The sequence below is a fragment of the Arthrobacter sp. K41 genome, from assembly GCF_059089645.1.
In genome coordinates this window covers 372,263-396,446 of the sequence record NZ_JBNHEW010000001.1, presented here as the reverse complement: position 1 = coordinate 396,446, position 24,184 = coordinate 372,263, and the positions used below count along the sequence as shown (strand labels likewise).

The window sequence follows — 24,184 nt, the reverse complement described above, 5'->3', positions numbered from 1 at the left end:
CCTAGGCCAGCAGTGCAGTGATATCTGCGTCGTCAAGCCGGCGAAAGGCGCGCCGCGAGCCCCGCGAGTTCTCCGACGACCTGTCCAGGACGGCCACTTCCACAGCCTTCGCGGGCAGTGCCTTCGGCTGCTCACCGGATTCGGCGGCCGGAACCAGCGCGCCCATGGCCAGGCGCAGGGCGTCGGCAAAGCTCAACGAACTGCGCCAGCCTTCCTCGATGGCCGCGGACACCTTGTCTGCCTGCCCGCCCATCACTACAAACTGGTGTTCGTCGGCGATTGAACCGTCGAAGGTAAGGCGGTAAAGGTGGTCCTCCGCCTGGGTGGGGCCTACCTCGGCTACTGCGAGTTCAACCTCGAACGGCTTCTGCTCGGCAGTGAAAACAGCGCCGAGGCTTTGTGCGTAGACGCTGGCGAGGCCACGGGCCGTGACATCCTCGCGGTCATAGGAGTAACCCCGGACGTCGGCGTACCGGACGCCTGCCTGCCGAAGGCTTTCAAATTCGTTGTATTTTCCGACGGCGGCGAACGCGATTTTGTCGTAAATTTCACCGATTTTATGCAGGGATGGCGATGGGTTCTCGGCCACCAGCGCAATGCCGTCGGCGCAGCTGATGACGGCAACGGACCTGCCTCGGGCTATCCCCTTCCGTGCGAAATCCGCACGGTCCTTCATCAGCTGTTCGGGCGATACGTAAAACTGCTGCGTCATCTCAGGCCTCCCGTCCGGCGCTGGTGCGGGCTTCGATGACATCAGTGGCGGCCGCAGCCAGCACGTTCTCAGCCACGCGCCGTGCCCCAGCGCGGTCCACGGTGTAGATGACTGGCCACAACCGACGGACCGTGTCCGGTCCTCCGGTGGCCGAATCGTCGTCGGCCGCGTCATAGAGTGCCTCGACGGCGACAGAGACTGCTTCCGCCTCACTGAGGTTTGGCCGCCACAGCTTCTTCAGGGCTCCCCTGGCGAAGACGGACCCGGAGCCGACTGTATGGTGTTCGTGTTCCTCGTACCTGCCGCCGGTGACGTCGTAGGAGAAAAGCCTTCCCACCCCGGCGCTGGTGTCGAACCCGGCGAAGAGCGGCACGACGGCGAGTCCCTGCATGGCGAGGGGGAGGTTGCCGCGGATCATCGCTCCGAGCCTGTTGGCTTTGCCTTCCAGGCTGAGGAGGGTGCCTTCGATTTTTTCGTAGTGTTCCAGTTCCACCTGGAACAGGCGGGTGAGGTCAATCGCTATCCCGGCAGTGCCGGCGATGCCCAGTACCGAGTACCGGTCAGCGGGGAAGACTTTTTCGATGTGCCTGCTGGCAATCACGTTGCCCATGGTGGCCCGCCGGTCCCCGGCCATCAGCACACCGCCGGCGTAGCTCATGGCCACAATGGTGGTGGCATGCGGAACCTGCAGCGGTGCGCCGCCTGGCGCACCGGCCTGGACTCCCCTGTTGTAGGGCAGGAGTTCGGGCCGGTCCCGCTGCAGATGTTCCGTAAAGGACGAGGTGGCGTTGGCGGCTACCTGGTGGGCGGTTGATTCCTGCACTCATGCACTCCTTGAACGTAATTCTTCAACGTCGGTACAGATTCCGGCCGTCCGCGGCTTCCGCCACCTGCCGGGTCCGGGTTACTGACCGCCTTTTTGTACGAATGCGCGCACGAACTCCTCGGCGTTCGATTCGAGCACTCCGTCGATCTCGTCGAGGAGGTCGTCCACGCCTTCGGTTGATGCTGATGCCTGCGCTTCGGGCGGCGCGGGCGGGGCCTCGGGGATGTCCTCGTCGACCTGGCTGTCGCGCGATTGCGGCTGCTGCTGCTCCTGGCCTGCCATTGTTACCTCTCCCTTTCCTGCCGCCGGATCCGGCGGATCCTCCGATATGCCCATCCTGCCACGATGCAGGCCGTCCGGAGCGGTTTACGCCGCAGGCGGAGCGGTATTGTGTCCCAGGAGTTCCGCGAGGAACGGGCCTGCTTCCCGGTAGCGCTGGAACAACGCTCCGGTCAGGGCTTTGGTTCCCCGGAGCGGTTCCCTGGTGGGCACCCGTTGAAGCCTTCCGTATCCGGGGACGTCGAAGATCACGGAGTCCCAGCTGGCCCCCACCACATCCTTGCCGAAGGTGCTGATGCACTTTCCCCGGAAGAACGCACGGGTGTCCGCCGGCGGCTCGCCCACGGCAGCGGCGATGGCGGCGTCGTCGACAATCCTGTCCATCCGGTTCCTGGCGAGGAACCTGTAGTACAGGCCCTTCTCCGGCCTGATGTCAGCCCACTGCAGGTCAATTAGGCCAAGCCGGGCATCATTCCACTCCAGCGAGTCGCGGTCCCGGTAACCCTCAAGGAGTGAAAGCTTGGCCAGCCACTCCACCGAACTGGCCGCCGCGGCCCTGTCGTTGTCCAGTTGCGTGAGGACAGTGGCCCAGCGTTCCAGGACGTGATGGGTGTGTCCGTCCCCGTCGACGGCATCGCCAACACCGGTGTCCTGCGCCAGCTTTGCCGCCGCTTCGTGGTAGATCCACTGGAGGTCCAGGGCCGTCACCCGCCGGCCGTCCAGCAGCCGCATCGTCGCGGTGAGGGACGTATCGTGGCTTACTGCCTGCAGGGCGGCAACCGGCTCGTAGACCTCGATTTTCGGGGCGAGCCCCGCTTCGATCAGGCTGAGGACCATCGCCGTAGTTCCGAACTTGAGGTAGTTGGAGACCTGGCTGAGGTTGGCGTCGCCAATGATGACGTGCAGGCGCCGGTATTTATCTGCCGTGGAGTGCGGCTCGTCCCTGGTGTTGATGATGGGTCGGCGGATGGTGGTTTCAAGGCCCACTTCGGCTTCGAAGAAGTCGGCGCGCTGGCTGATCTGGTAGCCGGGAGTGGAAGCGTCCTGGCCGATGCCCACCCTGCCGGACCCGCAGAGGATCTGGCGGCTGATGAAAAAGGGCGTCAGCCCGCGGACAATGTCTCCGAACGGAACCGAGCGGGGCATGAGGTAGTTCTCATGGGACCCGTAGGACACCGATTTGTTGTCCGTGTTGTTCTTGTAGAGATTCACCGGCGGCAGGTCCGGGTCCGCTGCCAGGCGACGGACGGTGGCCAGGGCAACGAGGTCACCGGCGGCGTCCCACGTGACGGCGTCCCGGGGATTTGTCACCTCGGGGCTTGAATACTCCGGATGGGCGTGGTCAACGTACAGCCTGGCACCATTGCCCAACACCATGTTCATCAGGAGGGTGCCGGACTCGTCCTGCCCGTCGAGCTCCAGTTCCTCCCTGCCATAGGCCAGCGCGACTGCCTCCGCGTCCAGCACTGGCGGCTGGTCAGTCAGCTGGCTGGGGTGGGCAGAGCTCCGGTCCACGGTCCAGCCCCTCGCGTCATGGAGGGGCTCCTCGTCCGTATAGTCCCACCGCGTTTCCGCTCCGCCCGCCGCGCGCTGGCGGGTCACCTGGGCGTATGCCTGGACCACCCGTGCGCTCATCATGGTGGCGTTGGCCGTCGGGGCGGACGGTGCATGGATGCCGTATTCGGTTTCTGCTCCCATCACCCGCATGGCCCCGCCCGCGGGGAGGGCGCCCCCGGCGGCCGGCTCCGGCGCAGCCGTCACAGATACTGCCCTGTGGTCGGCATTGTTTCAATGGACTTTCCGGGCTCCTGGCCGGCCTTGCCCTGGACGATGGTGCGGATGTAGGTGATCCGTTCGCCCTTCTTGCCGGAGATCCTGGCCCAGTCGTCCGGGTTTGTGGTGTTGGGCATGTCCTCATGTTCGCGGAATTCATCCACCACTGCCCTGAGCAGGTGCTCGATCCGCAGCCCCTTTTGCTGCGTGGTCAGCAGGTCCTTGATGGCGTACTTCTTGGCGCGGTCCACCACGTTCTGCACCACGGCACCGGAGTTGAAGTCCTTGAAGTAGAGCATTTCGGTGTCACCGTTGGCATAGGTGACTTCCAGGAACTCGTTGGACTTGTCCGTGGAGTACATGGCTTCCACCGTGCGCTGGACCATGGCATCCACCGTGGCCTGCACGTCGCCATCGTGCTCGGCGAGGTCAGACTCGTGGAACGGCAGATCGGTAGTGATGTACTTGTTGAAGATGTCCGCAGCGGCCTCGGCGTCCGGGCGGTGGATTTTGACCTTGACGTCCAGCCGGCCGGGACGAAGGATGGCCGGGTCAATCATGTCCTCGCGGTTGGATGCGCCGATCACGATGACGTTGTCCAGCCGCTCCACGCCGTCGATCTCGCTCAGCAGCTGGGGCACGATGGTTGTTTCGACGTCGGAGGAGATTCCGGTGCCTCGGGTGCGGAACAGCGAATCCATTTCGTCGAAAAACACCACGACGGGGCTGCCATCTGACGCCTTTTCACGGGCGCGGGAGAAGATGAGACGGATGTGGCGCTCTGTCTCGCCGACGTACTTATCCAGCAGTTCCGGGCCTTTGATGTTCAGGAAGTAGCTTTTCAGGTCCACGTTTCCGGAACGTTCGGCGGCGCGGGCAGCGAGGGAGTTGGCGACAGCCTTGGCAATGAGGGTCTTACCGCAGCCGGGCGGGCCGTACAGCAGGATGCCCTTGGGCGCCTTCAGGCCATGTTCCCGGTAGAGGTCCGGGTGCAGGAACGGCAGTTCGACGGCGTCGCGGATTTGCTCGATCTGAGGTCCCAGCCCGCCGATGTCCTCGTAGGTGATATCCGGGACTTCTTCCAGAACCAGGTTTTCAACCTCGGACCGGGGCACCTTTTCGAGTGCGTACCCGGTTCTTGAGTCGATGGAGAGGGCGTCGCCTACGCGCAGCTTTTCGGCCAGGAGCGCACCGGACAGCCGGACCACACGCTCCTCATCGGCACGTCCCACCACGAGGACACGGTCGGAGCCGAGCATCTCCTTCAGGGTGGCCAGCTCGCCTGCCCGCTCGTAGCCGAGGCCGGCCACGATGAGGAGCGCCTCGTTCAGGAGGACCTCCTGGCCTACGGCCAGCTGGTTGATGTTCACCAGGGGGCTGATGCCAACACGCATTTTCCTGCCGGCGTTGAAGATGTCCGCTGATTCTTCCGTGGCCGCCTGGCCGCTGCTGCCCGGGGAGGGCTGCCTGCGCGGGTTCAGCTGAAGGATGGTGCCGAAGCTGTAAGGAGGTTGTCCTTCCTGGTCCAAGGCGTTCTTGAGCCGGAGAATCTCGGCCTTCGCGGCTTCGAGCATCGTGACCAGCTTGGAATTGTTCTGCGTCGCCGCAGCCAATTGGCGGTCAATGTGCCTGAGCTTGTCCCGGAGGATGTTGACCTGGCGGTCCGCAACCGAGAGGTCGTTGGCGGCAGACTGCTCTGCCGGTGTACGTCCGGAGTCCTGGTTTGGCGTCTCCATGATGTATCAGCCCCTTCCTGCGCTTCTATTAAGACCTTAGTCCCAAGATGGCAGGTACGGAGGGAGACTCCCGAAATATGGACTAGTTCGTGACCTCCGGTGTGTCCTTGACGTTCGTGCCGGCGATGGCATCGCGGGCGGCGCGCCGAAGCTTCTTGTCCGAAACCAGCCGCTCCCCCACGGCACCCGGCGTCCAGGCGTTGACGTCCTCGTCGTTGAAGTCTGTCTTTGATGGGCGCCGCTTGGTGGAGATGCCGGTGACGCCGTCGGCCAGCCGGCGTGTGACCAGCAGGAAGCCGGTGTGGGCCACCATGCGGTGGTCGGGGCGGACGGCGAGGCCCTCCAGGTGCCAGCCGCGGACCATGGATTCCCAGGCGTCGGGCTCCGTGAACCGGCCGTCGGCGCGGATGGCCTCCGCCGTCCGGGAGAGCTGGGTGACAGTTGCCACGTAGTTGATCCACACGCCGCCCGGCGCAAGGACCGTGGCCACAGCATCGAGGCACTCCCAGGGTGCGAGCATGTCAAGGACCACGCGGTCTACCGAACCGGGGGCCTCAGTGCGTACAACTTCCTCCTGGAAGTCCCCCAGGGAAATCTGCCATGCAGGGTGCGGGCCGCCAAAGATCGTCTCGACGTTTCCGCGGGCGATGTCGGCGAACTCTTCACGCCGTTCGAAGGAGTGCAGGTAGCCGTTGTCGCCCACGGCCCGCAGCAGCGAGATGGACAGTGCGCCGGAGCCGACGCCCGCTTCCACTACCCGGGCGCCGGGAAAGATGTCCGCCATGGTGACGATCTGCCCGGCGTCCTTTGGGTACACCACAGCAGCGCCGCGGGGCATTGACAGGACGAAATCCGAGAGCAGGGGGCGCAGGGTCTGGTACTGCTGGCCGACGTTGTTCACCACTACCGAACCGTCGGGCTTGCCGATGATCTCATCGTGGTTCAGGAAGCCACGGTGGGTATGGAAGGCGCCGCCGCTTTCGAGGGTGACCGTGTTCATGCGTCCCCGCTCATCGGTCAATTGGACACGTTCGCCCTCACGGAAGGGTCCACGGCGACGGGCAGCGCCCACCGGCTGCGAGCCGCTGGCGGCAACACCGGACTGGGCTGCTGCTGTGGCTTCGTTGACGGCAGTTTCGCTGCTCATGATTTTCCTCGCTCCTGTAAAACTGTTGTGCCCCGCGGAAACGTCCCTTAGGACAGTGTGGCTTCTGCGGCGGCAATGCACGACCGGCAGGTAACTCTACCGGTTCCGGCCCTGCGGTTGCCTACCGGGTTGCCGGCTCTTGCCGGTTATGGCTGACAGCACTGCGTCCTGGGAGAGCAGCCCGGTGACCCTGCCGTTGTGGTCCACCACGGCGTAGTCCCGCCCTTCGAGCTGGGAGAGGAAGTGGAGGAGTTCCTGTCCTTTGGACCACTCCGGCACGTAAGCGCCCGCGGCAAGGGCATAGGAAACAGCGGTAATGGGAGTTGCCGCGGCCGCCGCAGCTGGAACCGATGCCAGGGCGGAAGGATCAACCACGGCCTCCGGGCGTCCGTCAAGGCCGCAGACCACCACCGCTGTTGTGCCCGGAGCGCCGAGGCGAAGGGCGTCCTGGACTGAGGAGGTGGCAGGCAGCCCGGTGGCCGGCGTTGACAACCCTGCGGCGCTTACCAGGTGAAGCCGCCCGCGCAGCGTGCCCTGCTGGATGGAAGCCGAGGCGCCCATCCATAGGAATCCGGCCACCAGGACAGTGATCATGAGCAGGCTGAAGTCGGGCGCGTCACCGGCCAGCAGCGGCCGCAGGATAAACCAGTAGCCGATGGCAACGACGATCAGGCGTCCGCCCCATCCTGCTGCCACGGTTCCCTTGGCCTGGCTGCCGGTGGCTTTCCACACGGCGGATTCCACCAGCCTGCCCCCGTCCAGCGGAAGACCCGGCAGTACGTTGAAGATGGCGATGAGGAAGTTTGCCCACATGAAGATGTTTGTGAGGATTTCGGCGACGCTGCCCAGTGCGGCGCCGCTCAGCAGCAGCCAGGCACCTGCGGCGAGGATGAAATTCGCGGCCGGGCCGGCAAGGGCCACCAGGACGGACCGTCCGGGGGTGGCGGTGAAGCTTTCGAACTGGGTGTGCCCGCCCCAAAGGTTGAGCACAATTTTTTGGGTTGGCCACCCGTAAATTTTGGCGGTCAGGGCGTGGGCGAGTTCGTGCACCAGGACCGAGATGAGCAGCAGGACCGCATAAGCGAAAGCGACGACGTAGGCGCTGGCACCCAGGGCCGGGTTGCTCCGGTCAAGGACTGGTCCGTAAACGATCACCGTGAAGGCGGCGATGAGGAACCACGAATAAGCGAGGATTACAGGGACACCGGCAATCCTGCCCAAGGGAATTCCTTCACGGCGGGCCGGAGGTGCTGCCTCAGTCATGGGCAGCCACCGGAATTCCCGCCGGTACTGCAGCAGACGCTACTGCCGCGCGGGCCGTCACCAGGTCCTCCAAATCAGCCAGGGAGCGTCCCGCCAGGGATTCCCACAGCGTGTACCGGCTGTCCTCAGGCAGCGGAACAACGTGGGGAATGGCAATGGTTGCCACCCCGGACGCCACTGCCGCCGCCACGCCCGGTTCCGAATCTTCCAGCGCCACACAGTGGTGGATGGCAAGGTCCGGGTCCTCTTCCTGAAGGAGGTCCACCGCTTTCAGGTAGGCCTCGGGGTGCGGCTTTCCCTGCGACACGGTATCCCCCGTGACCACCACCTCGAAGTACGGCCGCGGCAGGCTGGCCACCACCTCCCGGGCGAGCGGCCCTTCAGACATGGTGACAAGGGCGCACCTGACACCAGCCAGGTGAAGGTCTTCCAGGAGCTCCCGGGCACCCGGACGCCACGGCACACTCTTCCTGACGCTGGCCACCACTTCAGCGGTGAGGGTGTCGATGATCTGGCGGATCTCCAGATCGACGCCGGCCTGCTGGAGGAGGCCGGCAGAGAATGTCAGGGATTGTCCTACCAGCTGCATGGCCTGTTCTTGGGACCAGGTGCCCCCATGGGCCTCCACCAGGGCGTGCTCAGCCGCTATCCAGTAGGGCTCCGTATCCACGATAGTGCCATCCATGTCCCAGAGGACGGCTTTGAGCGGGGTACTGGAGGCTGGCAGTCGCATGCCCCCAGTCTACGGGGACAGTCTGGACGGGGGTTGTGGCTACGCCGTCGGCGAATACGGCGGGTTTGCTGCCGTCCGGCGGGATTAAGCCGCACTTTTCGGCGCTTCATTCAATGCAACACCCCGCTCCTTGGACGTAGGGTGAAGAAATGAATAGCTTCGAGGGAGACACCACCGAACCGGGTGCCGGACCTGCCCGTGAGCGGTTCCTGCAGCCGGTGGCTGAGGGGCAGCGAGTCACAGTGATGCTGGCCGCCTTTGAAGGCTGGAACGACGCCGGGGAGGCAGCAAGCGACTCACTTCGGTACCTTAACAAGCTGTGGGGCGGCAAGAAGGTTGCCTCCATAGACGCCGACGAGTACTACGATTTCCAGTTCACCCGCCCCACAGTGCGGAGGAACGCGGCAGGTGAGCGCAAGATCAAGTGGCCCTCCACCAGGATCTACAAGGCCAGCGCCCCGGGTTCAAACGTGGACGTCATTTTTGTCCAGGGAACCGAGCCGTCCTATAAATGGCGCGCGTACACTGCCGAACTCCTGGTGCATGCAGAAGCACTCAACGTGGACTACGTGGTGCTGGTGGGGGCCCTGCTGGCAGATGTTCCGCACAGCAGGCCCATTCCGGTGAGCACGTCCTCCGACGATGCGCCGCTGCGGGAACGCATGAACCTGGAAGCTTCTCAGTACGAAGGCCCGGTGGGAATTGTCGGAGTACTTTCTGAGGTCTCGCTCCTGGCAGGCATCCCCACGGTCTCACTCTGGGCCGCGGTTCCGCACTACGTGGCCCAGGCGCCGTCGCCCAAAGCGCAACTTGCCCTCCTGCACCGGATAGAGGAGCTGCTCCAGGTTCCGCTGGACACCCACGAGCTGGCTGAGGAAGCCGACGCGTGGGAGCGGGGCGTGGACGAATTGGCCACTGAGGATCCCGAGATCGCCGCCTACGTCCGCCAGCTTGAAGAGGCAAAGGACACGGCAGACCTTCCGGAAGCGACAGGCGAGTCCATTGCCCGCGAGTTTGAGCGTTACCTCAAGCGTCGCGGGCAGGACAGGCCGTAAGGCCCCGCCGCTGTGGCTGCCCGGTAAGGTTGGCCGCTGGAGCGGCCCCGGCAGGCGGCTTCGTCAGATGCGGATGCCAAGAAGGGCATCGACGGCGTCACGCACCAGTACCTGGTCCTCGCCGCTCGCGGGGCCAGCTGTCGAGTTGGCCTTGCCTGCCCAGCAAGAAACAGCCGCGACAGCCGCGGGAGCGTCAAGATCTCCAGCCAGCGCGGCGCGCATTTCCGCGATGAGGGCAGGGGCCGAACCGGCGGGAGCCTGGCTGAGTGCCTTGCGCCATTCGGCAAGGGCCGCTTTGGCAGCCTCAAATCCCTCGTCGGTCCAGGACCAGTCCGAACGGTAGTGGTGGGCCAGGATGGCGAGGCGGATGGCTGCCGGGTCCTCCCCTGCTGCGCGCAGCTTCGAAACCAGCACCAGGTTGCCCTTGGATTTGCTCATCTTTTCGCCGTCCAGTCCCACCATTCCGGCGTGGGCGTAGTGCCTGGCCAGCGGAACCCCGGCCAGTGAGAAGGCGTGGCCGGCACCCATCTCGTGGTGCGGGAAGATCAGGTCCGAACCGCCACCCTGCACGGTGAACGGCGCGGGCAGGTACTTCTGGGCAATGACGGTACACTCAATGTGCCAGCCCGGCCTGCCGGGTCCCAGGCTTTCGCCGGGCCAGCTCGGTTCGCCTTCGCGCTCCACCCGCCACAGCAGCGGGTCCAGCGCCTGGCGCTTCCCGGACCTCCCCGGATCACCACCGCGTTCAGCGAAGAGCTCCAGCATCTCGCTCTCCGAAAGGCCGGAAATCGATCCCAGGGACCACGCATCCGGCGAGGAGGATTGCTTGCCCGCCGCTTCGACGTCGTAATAAACGTCGCCGTCCGGCTCGCCGTTGATGCCCTGCACCTTGTACGCCAGCCCCAGGCTGACGAGCCGTTCCACCTCAGGCACGATCAGGGAGATGGATTCGACGGCGCCGATGTAGTGGTCAGGGGCGAGGACGTTCAGCGCTTCCATGTCCGTTTGGAAAAGCTCGATCTGGCTCGCCGCCAGGTCCCGCCAGTCAACCCCGGTGGCCGTGGCGCGTTCCAGCAGAGGATCATCAACATCGGTGACGTTCTGCACATAGGACACGTCATGGCCGCCGTCCCGCCAAACCCGGTTGAGGAGGTCGAACGCCACGTAGCTGGCGGCATGGCCCATATGCGTGGCGTCGTACGGTGTGATGCCGCAGACGTACATGGAAGGCTGGCCGTCTGTTTCCAGGGCAACCTCCCGGCCCACAGCGGTATCGAACAACCGGACGGCCGGCATGCTGCCGGGCACGTCGGGAACAGGGCGGGAGATCCAGGATTTCACAGGTCAAGCCTAGTGCTAGGCACTGATGACATTGAAACCGAGAAGAAGGTACAGGGCCAGGCCCAGCAAGATCCGGTACCAGACAAACAGGCGGTAGCTGCGGGTGGAGACAAACTTCAGGAACCAGCCGATGATGATGTAGCCCACCACCAGGGCGATCCCGGTGGCCAGCGCTGTTTCCGGCAAGCCATAGGGGCCGCTGATGCCTTCCCTGGACACAGTTTTGTAGAGCTGGAAGAGCCCGCTGCCGAATACCGCGGGTATGGCAAGCAGGAAGGAGTACCGTGCGGCGGCTTCGCGGGTGTAGCCCATCAGGAGGCCTGCAGTGATGGTGCCGCCGGACCTGGAAACGCCCGGGATGAGCGCCATGGCCTGAGCGAAGCCGTAGAGGATGCCGTGTTTGTACGTCAGCTTGCTGAGGTCCCGTTCCTGCTTGCCTACTGCGTCCGCGACGGCAAGGAACAGGCCGAACACGATCAGCATGGTGGCGACGATCCACATGCTGCGGAGCACTGATTCGATCTGGTCCTGGAACAGCAAACCCAGGACCACGATGGGCAGGCTGCCAAGGATCACGAGCCAACCCATCCTGGCATCTGGATCTTGCCTGGAAACTTTCCCGGCCAGGGAACCGGCCCAAGCCTTAACAATCCGGACAATATCCCGCCAGAAGTAGATGACTACTGCTGTTTCAGTGCCCAGCTGGGTGATGGCAGTGAAGGCTGCGCCAGGGTCCGCGGCGTTGGGCAGAAACTGCCCCACGATCCGCAGATGGGCGCTTGATGAAATCGGTAGAAATTCGGTCAGTCCCTGCACAAGGCCCAGCAGGGCCGCCTCAAACCAGTTCACGCTAAGACCCTACGGCATGGGCAGTGCCGGTTCTGCCCGTAAGCTTGCTGCTATGCAGCAGCGTTACGTCGGCAACAGTGGATTGCGAGTTTCCGCCCTGTCCCTTGGCACCATGTCCTGGGCCGGCGACACCGACGAACAGGACGCCTCGGAGCTGCTGCGAACCTTCCTGAATGCAGGCGGCCGGCACGTCGATACTGCTGCGTCCTATGCCGGCGGACGGTCGGAGGCAATGATCGGGTCCATGCTGGGCGATGTGGTTGCCCGCACGGAGATTTCCATTTCCACCAAAGCCGGATTGACCACGCCCGATGGCCGGCGCGGCGTGGACACGTCACGGAACGCAATGCTCACCGGTCTGGAGGCCAGCCTGGCAAGGCTGGGTACGGACTACGTTGACATTTGGTTTGCCCAGGCCTGGGACGGCAACGTTCCACTGGAGGAAACCTTGTCTGCGTTGGAGTACGCCGTCAGGACCGGCAGGGCGAGGTACGCCGGCGTGTCGAATTTCAACGGCTGGCAGGCGGCAAAAGCTGCGGCCGTCGCAGGGTTTCCCCTTGTGGCTGCCCAGGCCGAGTACTCGTTCCTGCAGCGCTGGCCCGAAGCAGAGCTGATCCCGGCCATCGAGGACGCAGGGCTGGGTTTGATGGCGTGGGCACCGTTGGGCCGTGGCGTGCTGACCGGTAAGTACCGTGGGAGTATTCCTGTCGGTTCCCGTGGAGCATCTGCCGGCGAAGCGGGTTACGTCGAGCCGTACCTTGACGGAAGAGCTTCCAGGACGGTTGAGGCTGTGTGCATGGCGGCAAAAGGACTGGGCCGGACCCCGCAGGATGTATCGCTGAGCTGGCTGCTGTCCCAGCACGGTGTGGCCACGGCGATTGTAGGCCCGCGCACGCCGGCGCAGCTGAAGGAAATTCTGGATGCCCAGCTGACGCCGCTGCCCCCGGAGATCGCTTGTGCCCTTGAGGACGCTTCAGCCCCTTACTAGGGGTTGGCCCGCGGCTCCGCGCCTGAGGCCCGCCGGGTCCGCGCGTTCAGTCAGACGTTGCGGTCCTCGACAATTTCGAGATCCTCGTCATCAACTTCGGCTTCCTCTTCTTCGTCGTCCTCGTCATCAAAGACCTGGAGCGGCGTGACCTCGTTGTAGGCCTCATAAAGTGCGTCCTCGTAGACTTCGAAAGCATCGGCGACTGCGAAAAACGCCGCCTCCACGGTGGGGTCCCCATCTCCGCGGCGGTTCGAAGCTGCTATAAGGTGTTCTTCCAAAGCGGTTGTCAAGGACTGAAGCGCGACACGCGGATCGATGCTCATGCCTTCACGTTAGCCGGAAAAGGACGAAAATGGAGAGCAAATGAAGGAACAATTTCTCACCAGCTCGGTCCAGCGGGAACGGGATTATGCCAGGCAGTACGAGTACCTTGTACTGACGGTCAGCCCTGTCGATTCACTGCACGAGGCCAGGCGGCGGCTGGTGGAACACTCCGAATACGGAAAGTGGGAGCTGCAGCGCAGCAAGCTGTACGTCGGCGGCGGCCGGCGGTTCTGGCTCCGCCGGCGTGTCATCCAGGTCCAGCGGACCGTCTAGGAAGTCAAGGCTCCCGCGGACCGTCCCCAACGGGATCCGGCCTGACACCTCTACTCCTCCAGCGGCCCAAGCCAGGCTGTGGCCACCGTGTTGTGGGCCGATTCGTCGTCCGAGGGATGGAACATGCCGGCGAGGACGTCCCGGTAAAGCCGTTCCAGTTCAGAGCCACTGAAATAGCTTGATCCGCCGCTAACGCGGATTGCGAGGTCAACAACGCGGCGGGCCGTTCCTGTTGCATTGACCTTCAGGCCCACGAGCTTCGGAAACCACTGCGGGCCATGGTCGGCGAGGGCATCGACGTCCGCAGTTACCGAGGAAAGCTGCGGATACAGGTTGTCCATAGCCATTGCGGCTTCCGCCACCTTCCAGCGGATGTCCGGGTCCTGGGCGTAGCTCCGCCCGCCGTTTTTGAAGGACGTCCGGCGCTTCACAGTTTCGACTCCTACTGCCAGCGCCCGCTCCCCCAGCCCGGTGTAGACGGCGGCCAGCAACGTCTCGAAGCACGCGAAGATAGCGAAGATCAGAGGATCGCGGTTTGGCCCCACAGGAAGCTTGCGGAAGATGCGGTCGCCGGGCACGTGGACGCCCTCCAGCACTGTCGTACTGGACTGGCTGGCCCGCATACCCAGGGTGTCCCAGTCGTCCAGGACGCGGTAGCCGGATGTTTCCCTGGAAATGAAGCCATGCACAAGTTCCCCGTCACCGCCTCTGGCCAACGGGTCTTTGCCGAAGATTCCCAGCCTGGTCCACGCGGGCGACAGGCTGGTGAAGATCTTCGTTCCCGTGAAGGTGTAGCCGCCGCCGGGCTGCGGCTCTGCCACCGTGCGGGAATCAAACAGGACCGAATCGTTCCCTGCTTCGGAGTTACCGAACGCGAAGACTTCGCCCTGGGCGGCTTCCTTGAGGACAAAGTCGAGGGAATCATCGCCACGTGCCTGAAGGACATGCGCGACGCCGGTCCACACCAGGTGCATGTTGACCGCCAACGCGGTAGCAGGCGCAGCCGTTGCCAGCCTCCGCTGGCACTGCGCCGCCGCTTCGAGCCCAAGTCCCTTGCCGCCGTCGGCCGCGGGGACGAAAAGCTTCAGGTACCCTGCGTCGGTGAGTTCCTGCAGGTCCTCGTGGAAGAACGCATTGTCGCTGTCGTATCCTGCGGCGCGGTCACGGATCCGTTCCAGAAGGGCGTCCGGCAATACGTCTTCCGGGGTCATGGTCCGGCCTCTCAGTAGTTGGTGAGCAGGGTATTGAGCACCCTGGCGCCGAATTTGAGGGAATCGGCTGGAACGCGCTCGTCCACGCCGTGGAACATGCCGGTGAAGTCCAGATCATCCGGCAGCATCAGCGGCGCGAAACCGTAACCGGTAATGCCGAGCCTGCTGAGGGACTTGTTGTCCGTGCCGCCGGAGAGCGTGTAGGGCAGCACCTTCGCGCCTGGGTCCTCGGAGTGCAGGGCGTCGATCATGGAGTCCACCAGGTTTCCGGCAAAGGGCACCTCGAGGGACACGTCGTTGTGGACATAACTGACGTCCACCCCGGTTCCGGCCAGCTCCTTCACCTTTTCCAGGACGTGTTCCTCCTGCCCGGGCAGCGTACGGCAGTCAATGAGGGCCTCTGCGGATTCGGGGATGACGTTGTGCTTGTAGCCGCCCTTGACGAGCGTGGGATTGGTGGTGTTCTGCAGGGTTGCACCGACAAACCGGGCCACGGTTCCCAGCTGGTTCAGCAGGAGGTCGGGATTATCGGCGTCGAACTCCACCCCCGTGAGTTCGGTCACGCCGTCCAGGAACTGCCGGGTGGTGGGTGTCAGCTCAATCGGCCAGTTGTATTCGCCGATGCGGGTCACAGCAGCTGCGAGGCGGGTAACCGCGTTGTCGGTGTTAATCTGGGAACCGTGGCCGGCCCTGCCGTGGGCTACCAGGCGCAGCCAGGAGATGCCCTTCTCCGCGGTCTGGAGCAGATAGGTGCGCTGCCCGCCGATGGTTGCCGAAAATCCGCCCACCTCCGAGATGGCTTCGGTTGCCCCGTCGAAGAGCTCCGGCCGCTTGTCCACGGCGTAACGGGCACCGTATACGCCCCCGGCTTCCTCGTCAGCGAAAAAGGCAAAGACAATATCCCGCTTGGGCTTCCTGCCCGTGCGGGCAAAGCCCCGCAGGACGGCGAGGATCATGGCGTCCATGTCTTTCATGTCGACGGCGCCGCGGCCCCAGATGAGGCCATCCTTCAGTTCTGCTCCGAACGGGTCCACCGACCACTGGTCGCGGAGGGCGGGAACCACGTCAAGGTGGCCGTGCACCACGAGTGCGCTGGCGGAAGGGTCCTCGCCGGCCAGCCGGGTGACCACATTTGCCCGGCCCGGAGCGGACTCGAAGATCTCGGCCTCCATGCCCACTTCCTCGATGAGTCCGGCAGCGTATTCTGCCGCGGCCCGCTCCCCCGGCCCGGAACCGTCGCCGAAGTTGGAAGTATCGATGCGGATGAGTTCCTGGCAGATACGGACGACTTCATCCTCGGGCAGGACATCAGGCATTGAGGGCTCCTCACTGGAACAAGCAGTTTGCAGGGCTGAATAGCTGCCCTCAGCCTACCCACTTGGCCCGATTCGTTGTTCCCGGAAAGTTCGTGTTAGAGTTTTTCTCGCTGCTTCGGAGAAACGCGAAACGCTGAAAGGCGGAACGGTTCCCGAAATACCACCTGCGCGGGTGGCGGAATGGCAGACGCGCTAGCTTGAGGTGCTAGTCCTCGAAAGGGGGTGGGGGTTCAAGTCCCCCTCCGCGCACAAACGGAAGCCCCGGGAAATCACTGATTTTCCGGGGCTTCTTTGTGTCCCCACTATGATTGACGTCTCCAAGGCTTTGGGCTGATGATTGAGGCCTAGGTTCAAGGCACAGTTACCCACTCATCCGTGAAATCGGAGAAGGGCGGTTCAGCGGGGCAGTTAATGGACGTGGCAGTTATCGTGCCTGTCTCTGTCTCGTACCGGACGCAGGCACTAACGGTACGTTGCTTGCCCCGCCAACCGCCGCTGGTCGTCAGATGCTTCCGGTAGTAGTGCTCCGTGTAGAAGTCGCCGTCGGAGTCCCAGCCGTGGGCGTAGTTACCGAAGATCGGTCTTTCAAGTAGCGAAGCGACCAAGCCCGTGTCGGCCGTATCCGTAGCCGCTGTGAACTTGGTGAACCAGCCCTTGCCCTCAACGGCCTGTTCCCGGATAGCACTACGGCCCATTTCCTCGATGCTCGGCGCGGCACATGCGGACACGGACAGCAACAGAGTGCCCGCTGCGGCGAGCTTCACGACACGTACCATTCTTCCCCCAACGAAGAGTGGGGCCCAGCCTACCTGTCATTGTTATGAGGGAGCCTGCGAGGTAGTTCAGTCCCTCTTGGTGGGCAACGTCATTTTCTCGTCCTACCGGAACGTGCCTTTCCCACCTGAAGCTGGGTCCCTCCCGGCTCTGGGGTTTCTTGACCTACATCTTCAAGTACCGGCAGAGCGTCGCCCTGGACCAGAACGGTCTTAGAAGTCAGAGGCCAGTAGAGTCGGTTCATGACATGGCGGTTGCCACATGAGTCTTAGCTACCCTCCGTGGACGTTGGCCGCGGTTTGCGTCATGGTCCCCGGACTGACACTGCTGGTGTTCAACCTGGCCGACCCTATAGTCCAGCTGCTGCCTTGGTACGCGGCTATTTACCTGTTGGTCGGGGCATGCATTTTCGGGCTCACGAGAAAGGCTCCCTCACTTCGGCAGGCCGTGGCGTTCCTGCTTCCCGGCACCCTGCTCGTGCCGCTGGCGCTGACGAACGTCGACTTCTGGGCTGGGGGCTGGCTGCTCGGACTCCCGGCTTGGGGGCTGCTGTTGACCCGGTGGACTCGGGAGAGCCCGCTCTCGGCAGTTCAGGTGCTTAAGTTCCTGGGGCTGCTGTTGCTGGGTATGACGATCTACACGCTGAACATCATGTACCCCTTCCCCAGCTTTGGCCTGTTCCTGCTACCCCTCATTCCCCTCATCAGACTGGCCACCGCGGAGTACCGGGCCAGGCCGCTGCAGGTCGGCGTTGAAATTCTCCTGGCTACCGCTGCAGTCGCATTCGCTATTCCCGCCCCGGAGGGTTCGTGGTCCTCGCCGTGGGTATACGCCGGAGGGGCTGCGACGGCAGGTCTCATGATCGCCTACTGGGCCTGGCGCCTCCCCCGGGGACCCCGGCATATGCAACTCAATAATGGTGCAGTCGTCTAGGTTCACCGATGCAGTTAAACACCCACACATTGGCGGCGAGTCCGCTACGAATACCCCACGGACTTGCGCACCCGATCCTAAGCCGGCTTCGTATTGGTCCAGCCCCTGCGAATGGCTATGAACGGGATGTAAGGCCGCGCTCAGCGAACGGGGCGCGCCATTCCGATGCCCGGTCGCCGGTCGCCGGATGAAGTGGCTGCTCGTAGTGGCTCACCCAAAACTTCGCCCGGAGGATGCGGAGTTTCAGCCGGGCCTTTTAGCGGCACGGTCCTAAGCTGTCGCCATGCACCCCTTAGTGGCGGTCGGCTTGGTGTTTTTTACCGCACTTGCCTGGATGGGCACAATACTCACCATGCTCGTGTTCCTTTCGAAAGCCCGACGGCGACCGCCGGCTGTAATCCGGAACGTGGAGATCCAAAGCTTCAAAAATAAAAGTGCCGCCTAGACACTGGTTGATGCCACCTGACGCAGGTCAGCCAAGGGCCACTGGTACTGTGTAGCCCGCCGCCGCGGACACACTCGCCGGCTCGCGTAGCCTAGGTCCAACGACTATTGGCGGTAGCAGTGAATTTAAGTCCGGCCTTTGGTGTTCTCGGTGCTCTATAAGCGGTCTTCACGATCATCACGGCCGTCCTGGCGGTGTACGCCCTCGTCCGGGCCATTGTGTTCCTGCGGCTGCGGATTGCCGAGCTGAAGAGGTCCGTCCCCGGGTACGGACAGTTCCATGGAGCGACGCGCAGACTTTAGCGTGAAGGCATGAGTTTCGCGAGTGCCGCGGCCGCTGGGCGCGAGGCGCGGTGCCTATTTGCTCGTAGGTTTTCAGTAAAACGGACAGTGCGCTTGTTCAACCGCAAATGCGGCCGCGCCCCTTCTATGCACGAGCACGATTTGGCGTGGTTGAGCCAGTGGAGTCTTGGCATCTTGGGTGAGACAAAACGGTAAGAAGAAGTGCGAAAATTTAGCGGTTTTCCCTTAGGACGACGCGCTGGGACCGGGGTTCAAGTCCCCCTCCGCGCACAGAAAGAAGCCCCGGAACATCACTGGTTCTCCGGGGCTTCTTTGTGTCTCCGTAACTGGGTGCCGGGGCCCCAGACGACTCAGCCGCTGATGAGCTCCTTGACCGGCCCTTCGTGCACCGCAAGATAGACCGCGTCCCGAATCTGGTTAGCCTGGACGTCTGTCATCGTCCCGCTGAGGCTGCGCAGGACAAGCCTTACCAATGCGTTGGCCTGCCCATCGCCGATCTGCAGCCGGTCCTGGACTCGCTTGGGGAGCTCCTGGCACTGGGTCAGGGCCAACAGGTCTACCGATTCCAGGTTTTCGGCCTGATCACCAAGTGCTGTCCGCACCTGATCACCGAGCAACTCGGCGTCGGTGTCCGCCGGAACAACAACGGAAATATCCCTACGGATAGCGGGCATCCGCGACACCGGCCTCCATCGGGACAGGTCCAACATCTGCTGTTGAATCCGCTCGTCCTCCGCCCTCAGCAGCCTGATGTCCGGGATGCCTTTGCGAAGCATCAGGGCCCGGTCCAGGCCCATGCCCAGGGCCAGCCCCGCCCACCGCGCAGGATCCAAACCGGCTTCCGAAAGGAGGTGCGGTGCCATCAGCCCGCACTCGGCGAGCTCGAGCCAATGGCCGTCCAACAGGACGTCTACCTGCAGCCCACGTGTGGTGTACGGGTGGACAGCCGGCGAGGCGCGCCAATGTGCTCCCGGAAGTACCGCCTGGACCAAGGACGCGATCATGTCCTGCAGGTCGCGCGGGGTCAGTCGTTTGCCCGATTTCACGCGCCACAGGTCAACCTGATGAGGCGTTCCCACATGGGTGTGGTCAATGGCATCGCGACGGTAAACCAGTCCCGGTATGACCCAGAGTTCGTCCAATTGCGCGTCGGGATCCAGCGACCGCAGGAGTGACGGTATGGAAGCGGAAGTGTGGCTTCAGAGCATAACGGTGGGGCTGACGTAACGGGAGTACCGCTGGTCCCGGGTGACATCCAGGGGGCTGAACCCCAACAGATCGTAGTTGTGTGCCACGCTCACCAGAGGGCTGTGGCGAACCACACGCTCGGGCACTTTCCAGCGAGAGGAGAGCGCTGCGGTCACTCCTTGAAGGAGGTCCTGCATCGCGTGAGGTTGATGAGCGGAGTTAGTGAGATCCCGGATAGTCAGGGCTTGATGAAGTTCAGCGGGAGTGAGATAAGTGGGCACTGTTGGTCCTTGGGTTTTGGCTGGAAAGGGTTTCTTCTCCCCCGACCGTGCCAGCGCCAGGACCTAGGCGCGCGCCTGTAAGCCCTCGCGACCGGTGAACGGCCGGGGGCACAGAAATTGACGCGCACAAAGCATGGGGCGACTATACCGCAAGGAGACGGACCCGCCCATGGGTAGCGGACGGGCACGCAAGGGTGGAACATGACCCGTATGGACGTTGCGGCAGATGAGGTACAGAGTACTGGCCACGTGGTCCTTCTGGGCGATTCCATATTCGACAACGCCGCCTATGTGGACGGCGGCCCCGACGTCGTCAGCCAACTGCGGCAGGAACTCCCGGGCTGGAAGTGTTCACTCCTGGCCATCGACGGGGACGTGATCACCGGCGTCGCCCGCCAGCTCCGCGGCCTCCCTATGGATGCCACCCATCTGGTGGTGAGCGTTGGCGGAAACGACGCCCTGGGTTACGCACCGTTGTTGCAGGAGCGGCCGGGCTCAGTTGCCGAGGCCCTGCTTTTGCTTGGGGCGGGAAGGGACAGGTTCGACGCCGACTACCGGACCATGCTGCCTGCCGTCCTGGCGCAGGGACTGCCCACTGCCGTGTGCACCATTTACGACACTCTCCCATCGGAGCCGAACCAAAAAATCATCAAAGCAGCGCTCGCCCTCTTCAACGACTCCATCACCAGGGCCGCCTTTGCCAGCGGAACAGCACTGATCGACCTTCGGCTCATCTGCAGCGAAGACGGGGACTACGCGAACCCCATCGAGCCCTCAACCCAGGGCGGACGAAAAATTGCGCGGGCCATTACTGCCCTCGTCCGGGGCGGGCAGCCTTACCCGCACTCGGTTGTTGTTGGCGGGGCGGCGCCGAAAGATTTTGCCGCCCCGCCAATCCAGCCAAAAGGCTGAGCCTGCGCCCCCGTCAGTGCGGGCGTAGGCTGCGGATCCGCGGATGCTTGATCCGCTTTGGCGGCCGGGAGTCAGCTGTGGCTGGCCGGTACTGGACCCGCCGCCTGCCCGCACGGGTGGCTTTCCGCTCCTGCCGCCGGGCCTTTCTTTCCGGCCGGTCAATGCCGGACAAAACAGCAAGGGATCCTGCGATCCAGAGGAACGCCATCGTCAACACCAAGGTAATTTCCATCTCAGCGCCCATGGCTAATCTTAGAACTTTCGAACCCCGGGAAGAGCCCCCATTTCCCGCGGCCTCCTTCTGATCTCCGGCCTACAACACCCCCAGCCCCCGCACCGCAGCCAGGACGTCCTGCACCGTGACTGCCAGTAGCGCCGGATCCGGCTGCTCCGCGAAGGTATCGCCCCGCCGCAGTTCAGCGCGGGTCAGGACAACGTGGGGACCTGGGGGCGGACCCCAGATCTCGGGGGGTGCAGGCCCGAACAACACCACCGACGGGGTGCCGTATGCAGAAGCCAGATGCGCGGCCCCTGTGTCCGCCGAAACCAGCAGACGGGCCGCGGCGATGGTCGCAGCGAACTCCGCGAGGCCGAGCCTGCCTGCCAGAACTGTGTCCTCTGCAAGCCCCGACCGGCGGCACACATCCAGGGCCCGGTCCCTTTCGCTGCTGCCACCGGTGAAGACGACGTTGTGCCCGGCCTGGTCAAGGGCCGAGGCAACTGCTGCAAACCGCTCTGCCGGCCAAAGGCGGCTGCCGTAGGCGGCCCCGACGTGCAACACGGTTGCACCAGGAACGGGGCTGGGCACGTGCGGCGTGTTCAGCTGGATGTCCAAAGGATCAGCCTCGATCCCGTGCCATTCCAGGAGCTTCGTCCAGCGCTCCCTCTCATGCAGCTCGCCGTGCCACGGCGGCCCGTCCCGGTACTGGCTCCGGTGGCCTATGGTTTGCCGTGCCTGCAAAGCCTCGATCCGGCCCTGGCTTTCCGGTCCGCTGCCATGGAGGTTAACGGCAACATCCACGATGCCGGGCTCCATGGCCAGTGGTTCGTCCAGGCCGTGTGTGGGAAAAAGTTCATAACCACCAACGAGCCCAAGCGCCTCCGACAGCCAGCCCTGGGCCGCGTACCGCAGCCGGTGTTCCGGGAAGGTGCGCCGGAGAGCCTTCAAGGCCGGTACTGCGACGAGCAGGTCCCCCAACTTGAGGGCCCTAAGTACCAGGAGCTCGGGTTTTCCGTCGTAGGCGTCCACGGCGTTCCGTGCCGCAGCATTAGGAGCGCTCATGCCCGGTGCCCGGCCAGCTCGGTTGCCGCCAGACTGCGGACGTCCTCGTGCACATCCCGCACTTCAATGCCGGCCACCACCGAGTCGTCGTGGGGGCAGCGCGGAGCCGTCCAGCCAACCTGGGTAACGTCTATGCCGCAGGTGGGACAGACCGTCACCCAGGAAGCGTGGATCCGGTGCAGGCTCCGCCCCAACGCGCCGGCATTAATAACGTTGCCGGCCCAGAAGATTCCAACTGTGGGTACCCCCAGCGCCTGGGCGAGATGCCGCGGGCCGCTGTCATTTCCCACTACCACCGCTGCGCCGGCCAGCACCGCCACCAAACCCGCCATGTCCAGCTCGCCGGCCAGCGAGCGGACGTCGCACGACGCCGCCAGTTCGACGATGCGGTCGGCGATGTCCTTCTCGCTGCCGTCCCCCACTACCACCACCTGGAAGCCGTCACCGGCACAGGCTACGGCGAGCTCAGCGAACCGCTCAGCTGGCCAGCGGCGGCGCGGATCCGTGGCCCCGGGATGCATGACCACCAAAGGCTGGCTGTCGCCGTCGGCCGCTTGGAAAGGAGCCTGCAGCCCTTCGGCGGGCGCCAGGCGCGCCTCAAGATCAACAGGATAGGCACCGGCGAACCCGGCCACCTCAAGCGCCCGCAGGGGCTCGTGCTGGTAGTAGAGGTACGGTACTGTGCGTTCCAGGCTTGCCGCGTCAGGGGTGCGCGTACCCACTGTATGCCTGGCACCCAACCGAAGCAGGAATGGGTTGGAATACCGTCCGCCGCCATGGACCTGCACTGCGAGGTCAAACTGCCGGGCACGCATCTCCCCGAAGAACCGGTCCAGTTCCTCCTCGTCCTCATCCCCTGGCCGGACGCCTTCGGAAAAGGGCAGCACCTGAACTTCGTCTATTGGGCTCTTGGTGGCACTGATCAGGGCTTTGTGCGCCGGGGTGCCGAGAAGTGTGATGGAAGCCTCAGGATAGGCGGCTTTCAAGGCCGCAATGGCGGGAATGGCAAAAATCAGGTCACCGAGACCACCACCGCGCAGGACGGCTATCCTTGATACTGAGTTAAACTTATCGAGGACCGGACCAACGCCTGTGCCGGCCCGCCCGGCGCCTCCGAACTCTGCAGTCAACTGCTCCATATGTACCCCTTTGAATAGTGCGGAGACCGCAGCGTCCACCGCGGCCTCCCCTGCCTTGCAGCCACAGTAGGGTGATGAACCTTGAGGCCGCTTCCTTTAAACCTCTACCCAAACGGCAGTCAATATACTCCCGCTATTGGGGAATACCCGGATGATGCTGTACGTTTCATACGCGACAGACGAACCAAAGAAAAGAGAAGCACCTAAATTGGCAACCGATTACGATGAACTGCGTTCCGACGTCAAGGAATCGCAGGACAACTCTCTCGAGCAGCTCCAGTCAGCCAACGCTCCCGACGCGCGCAGCGTTGTCCTGGAGCTGGACGAAGCTGACGGCCTCGACGGCGCGGGCGTACCCGGCGGCGAGTTTGTCGCTGAGGAGCTCGTGGTGCAGGTCATCCCGCAGGCAGAGGACGAATTCACCTGCTACTCCTGCTTCCTGGTCCGCCACCGCTCGCAGATTGCGCGCCAGAAGGACGGCCACACCTACTGCACAGAGTGCGAAGGCTGATCAGGCAACCAGACGGTACGGCTGCTGCAGCCGCTCCCACAACTGAGCGAAAGGCACGCCCGCCAATTGGTGGACGTGCCTTTCGCTTTTAAGCGAGCTTCTGCCGCACCAGCTGGCTGACTTCCTTGCCGTCGAAGCGCCCTGCAACCTCAGCTGTCACAGGCTTCATGACTTCGCCCATCTGGCGGGCCGTCAGCTCGCGGCCCCCGGCGCGGAGCCCCTCGATGACCTCATCGACAATTGCCTCCACCTCCGCCAAAGTCAGCGGCTTGGGCAGGTAAGACTCGATCACTTCCGCTTCGGCAATTTCCGCCGCCGCACGGTCCGGCTGTCCGGCTTCTGCATAAATCCCGGCGGTGTCCCGCCGCTTCGCGGCTTCCTTCTGGAGCAGGGTTGTTACTTGCCCGTCATCGAGCTGGACGGGTGTCTTTCCCGATTTTTCACGGGTCTCAATTTCGCCCAGGACGTTCCTGACGGTGGTCAGTGCGGTCTTGTTGCGCTCCTTCATATGGATGACGACGTCGGCCTGCAGCCGTTCCTTTAGAGATGACACGTTTCCTCTGTTCCTATGTTTACTGTTGCCTTTGGACG

Annotated in this window: 24 protein-coding genes, 1 tRNA gene and 1 pseudogene; 7 read left to right on the top strand and 19 right to left on the bottom strand. The window is 63.7% G+C overall.

All coding sequences use genetic code 11. The features are described 5' to 3' along the window. Position 1: 1 nt before the first annotated feature. From prcA to AC5RTE_RS01815, 8 genes are all read right to left on the bottom strand, one after another. Positions 2–712: a proteasome subunit alpha gene (prcA, locus tag AC5RTE_RS01850; RefSeq protein WP_494039702.1), complete on the bottom strand. Its 711-nt coding sequence runs from the start codon at positions 710–712 to the stop codon at positions 2–4. A 1-nt stretch (position 713) separates the two neighbouring features. Beyond that, a complete protein-coding gene (gene prcB / locus AC5RTE_RS01845) occupies positions 714–1,535 on the bottom strand; it encodes a proteasome subunit beta (RefSeq protein ID WP_494039701.1) in 822 nt (273 codons plus the stop codon). An 81-nt stretch (positions 1,536–1,616) separates the two neighbouring features. Next, positions 1,617–1,820 (bottom strand): ubiquitin-like protein Pup, encoded by a 204-nt coding sequence (locus tag AC5RTE_RS01840; RefSeq protein ID WP_015937113.1) that lies wholly within the window; start codon positions 1,818–1,820, stop codon positions 1,617–1,619. 84 nt (positions 1,821–1,904) lie between these two features. After that, positions 1,905–3,578: a depupylase/deamidase Dop gene (gene dop, locus AC5RTE_RS01835; protein ID WP_494039700.1), complete on the bottom strand. Its 1,674-nt coding sequence runs from the start codon at positions 3,576–3,578 to the stop codon at positions 1,905–1,907. Further along, positions 3,575–5,326, bottom strand: a complete 1,752-nt coding sequence (arc, locus tag AC5RTE_RS01830) for a proteasome ATPase (RefSeq protein ID WP_494039699.1) — start codon at positions 5,324–5,326, stop codon at positions 3,575–3,577. The genes dop and arc overlap by 4 nt, the downstream gene beginning before the upstream one ends. An 82-nt stretch (positions 5,327–5,408) precedes the next feature. Next, positions 5,409–6,473, bottom strand: coding sequence for a tRNA (adenine-N1)-methyltransferase (locus AC5RTE_RS01825; protein WP_494039698.1), 1,065 nt, complete (start codon positions 6,471–6,473; stop codon positions 5,409–5,411). A 96-nt stretch (positions 6,474–6,569) separates the two neighbouring features. After that, positions 6,570–7,736: a site-2 protease family protein gene (locus AC5RTE_RS01820; RefSeq protein WP_494039697.1), complete on the bottom strand. Its 1,167-nt coding sequence runs from the start codon at positions 7,734–7,736 to the stop codon at positions 6,570–6,572. Further along, complete coding sequence (locus AC5RTE_RS01815; protein WP_494039696.1) at positions 7,729–8,469, bottom strand: HAD family hydrolase; 741 nt, start codon at positions 8,467–8,469, stop codon at positions 7,729–7,731. The genes AC5RTE_RS01820 and AC5RTE_RS01815 overlap by 8 nt, the downstream gene beginning before the upstream one ends. A gap of 149 nt (positions 8,470–8,618) precedes the next feature. Between AC5RTE_RS01815 and AC5RTE_RS01810 the strand changes: the two genes are divergently transcribed. Continuing rightward, entirely contained in the window at positions 8,619–9,524 is a 906-nt protein-coding gene (locus tag AC5RTE_RS01810; protein ID WP_494039695.1) for a PAC2 family protein, read from the top strand. Between the two features lie 63 nt (positions 9,525–9,587). Here the strand turns inward: AC5RTE_RS01810 and mshC are convergent, their stop codons facing one another. Both mshC and AC5RTE_RS01800 read right to left on the bottom strand, forming a co-directional pair. Continuing rightward, the gene (gene mshC, locus AC5RTE_RS01805; RefSeq protein ID WP_494039694.1) at positions 9,588–10,865 is read right to left on the bottom strand and encodes a cysteine--1-D-myo-inosityl 2-amino-2-deoxy-alpha-D-glucopyranoside ligase; all 1,278 of its coding nucleotides are present in this window, start codon (positions 10,863–10,865) and stop codon (positions 9,588–9,590) included. A 15-nt stretch (positions 10,866–10,880) separates the two neighbouring features. Beyond that, positions 10,881–11,714 carry an undecaprenyl-diphosphate phosphatase gene (locus tag AC5RTE_RS01800; protein WP_494039693.1) on the bottom strand — a complete coding sequence of 278 codons (834 nt, stop codon included), beginning with the start codon at positions 11,712–11,714 and terminating at the stop codon, positions 10,881–10,883. Between the two features lie 52 nt (positions 11,715–11,766). Between AC5RTE_RS01800 and AC5RTE_RS01795 the strand changes: the two genes are divergently transcribed. Next, positions 11,767–12,702 (top strand): aldo/keto reductase, encoded by a 936-nt coding sequence (locus AC5RTE_RS01795; protein WP_494039692.1) that lies wholly within the window; start codon positions 11,767–11,769, stop codon positions 12,700–12,702. A gap of 50 nt (positions 12,703–12,752) precedes the next feature. Here the strand turns inward: AC5RTE_RS01795 and AC5RTE_RS01790 are convergent, their stop codons facing one another. Then, complete coding sequence (locus AC5RTE_RS01790; RefSeq protein ID WP_494039691.1) at positions 12,753–13,025, bottom strand: hypothetical protein; 273 nt, start codon at positions 13,023–13,025, stop codon at positions 12,753–12,755. A 40-nt stretch (positions 13,026–13,065) separates the two neighbouring features. Between AC5RTE_RS01790 and AC5RTE_RS01785 the strand changes: the two genes are divergently transcribed. Beyond that, the gene (locus tag AC5RTE_RS01785; protein WP_494039690.1) at positions 13,066–13,299 is read left to right on the top strand and encodes a DUF5703 family protein; all 234 of its coding nucleotides are present in this window, start codon (positions 13,066–13,068) and stop codon (positions 13,297–13,299) included. Positions 13,300–13,349: 50 nt separating this feature from the next. Here AC5RTE_RS01785 and AC5RTE_RS01780 read toward each other — a convergent pair whose 3' ends face one another. Beyond that, positions 13,350–14,510 carry an acyl-CoA dehydrogenase family protein gene (locus AC5RTE_RS01780; protein WP_494039689.1) on the bottom strand — a complete coding sequence of 387 codons (1,161 nt, stop codon included), beginning with the start codon at positions 14,508–14,510 and terminating at the stop codon, positions 13,350–13,352. 11 nt (positions 14,511–14,521) lie between these two features. Next, a complete protein-coding gene (locus AC5RTE_RS01775; protein WP_494039688.1) occupies positions 14,522–15,826 on the bottom strand; it encodes a M20/M25/M40 family metallo-hydrolase in 1,305 nt (434 codons plus the stop codon). Positions 15,827–15,992: 166 nt separating this feature from the next. Between AC5RTE_RS01775 and AC5RTE_RS01770 the strand changes: the two genes are divergently transcribed. Continuing rightward, positions 15,993–16,075, top strand: a tRNA-Leu gene (locus tag AC5RTE_RS01770). A 101-nt stretch (positions 16,076–16,176) separates the two neighbouring features. On the opposite strand, the gene AC5RTE_RS01765 is transcribed toward AC5RTE_RS01770, so the two are convergent. After that, positions 16,177–16,602 carry a hypothetical protein gene (locus AC5RTE_RS01765; protein WP_494039687.1) on the bottom strand — a complete coding sequence of 142 codons (426 nt, stop codon included), beginning with the start codon at positions 16,600–16,602 and terminating at the stop codon, positions 16,177–16,179. A gap of 259 nt (positions 16,603–16,861) precedes the next feature. Between AC5RTE_RS01765 and AC5RTE_RS01760 the strand changes: the two genes are divergently transcribed. Then, entirely contained in the window at positions 16,862–17,533 is a 672-nt protein-coding gene (locus AC5RTE_RS01760) for a hypothetical protein (protein ID WP_494039686.1), read from the top strand. A 1,097-nt stretch (positions 17,534–18,630) separates the two neighbouring features. Here AC5RTE_RS01760 and srmL read toward each other — a convergent pair. Together srmL and AC5RTE_RS01750 are read right to left on the bottom strand one after the other, a co-directional pair. Beyond that, a pseudogene (gene srmL / locus AC5RTE_RS01755) lies at positions 18,631–19,467 on the bottom strand (PheS-related mystery ligase SrmL); the annotation flags it as partial. A 12-nt stretch (positions 19,468–19,479) separates the two neighbouring features. Beyond that, the gene (locus tag AC5RTE_RS01750; RefSeq protein WP_494039685.1) at positions 19,480–19,665 is read right to left on the bottom strand and encodes a hypothetical protein; all 186 of its coding nucleotides are present in this window, start codon (positions 19,663–19,665) and stop codon (positions 19,480–19,482) included. 285 nt (positions 19,666–19,950) lie between these two features. Here AC5RTE_RS01750 and AC5RTE_RS01745 point away from each other — a divergent pair, with 285 nt between their 5' ends. Further along, positions 19,951–20,661 (top strand): SGNH/GDSL hydrolase family protein, encoded by a 711-nt coding sequence (locus tag AC5RTE_RS01745; RefSeq protein ID WP_494039684.1) that lies wholly within the window; start codon positions 19,951–19,953, stop codon positions 20,659–20,661. Between the two features lie 313 nt (positions 20,662–20,974). Here the strand turns inward: AC5RTE_RS01745 and AC5RTE_RS01740 are convergent, their stop codons facing one another. Beyond that, positions 20,975–21,943 carry a glycosyltransferase family 9 protein gene (locus AC5RTE_RS01740; protein ID WP_494039683.1) on the bottom strand — a complete coding sequence of 323 codons (969 nt, stop codon included), beginning with the start codon at positions 21,941–21,943 and terminating at the stop codon, positions 20,975–20,977. Next, positions 21,940–23,082, bottom strand: a complete 1,143-nt coding sequence (locus AC5RTE_RS01735; RefSeq protein WP_494039682.1) for a glycosyltransferase family 9 protein — start codon at positions 23,080–23,082, stop codon at positions 21,940–21,942. Before AC5RTE_RS01735 ends, AC5RTE_RS01740 begins: the two co-directional genes overlap by 4 nt. A gap of 208 nt (positions 23,083–23,290) precedes the next feature. Here AC5RTE_RS01735 and AC5RTE_RS01730 point away from each other — a divergent pair, with 208 nt between their 5' ends. Continuing rightward, entirely contained in the window at positions 23,291–23,593 is a 303-nt protein-coding gene (locus AC5RTE_RS01730; RefSeq protein ID WP_104043953.1) for a DUF4193 domain-containing protein, read from the top strand. 88 nt (positions 23,594–23,681) lie between these two features. On the opposite strand, the gene AC5RTE_RS01725 is transcribed toward AC5RTE_RS01730, so the two are convergent. Further along, complete coding sequence (locus tag AC5RTE_RS01725) at positions 23,682–24,146, bottom strand: GatB/YqeY domain-containing protein (RefSeq protein WP_494039681.1); 465 nt, start codon at positions 24,144–24,146, stop codon at positions 23,682–23,684. Between the last annotated feature and the right edge of the window lie 38 nt (positions 24,147–24,184).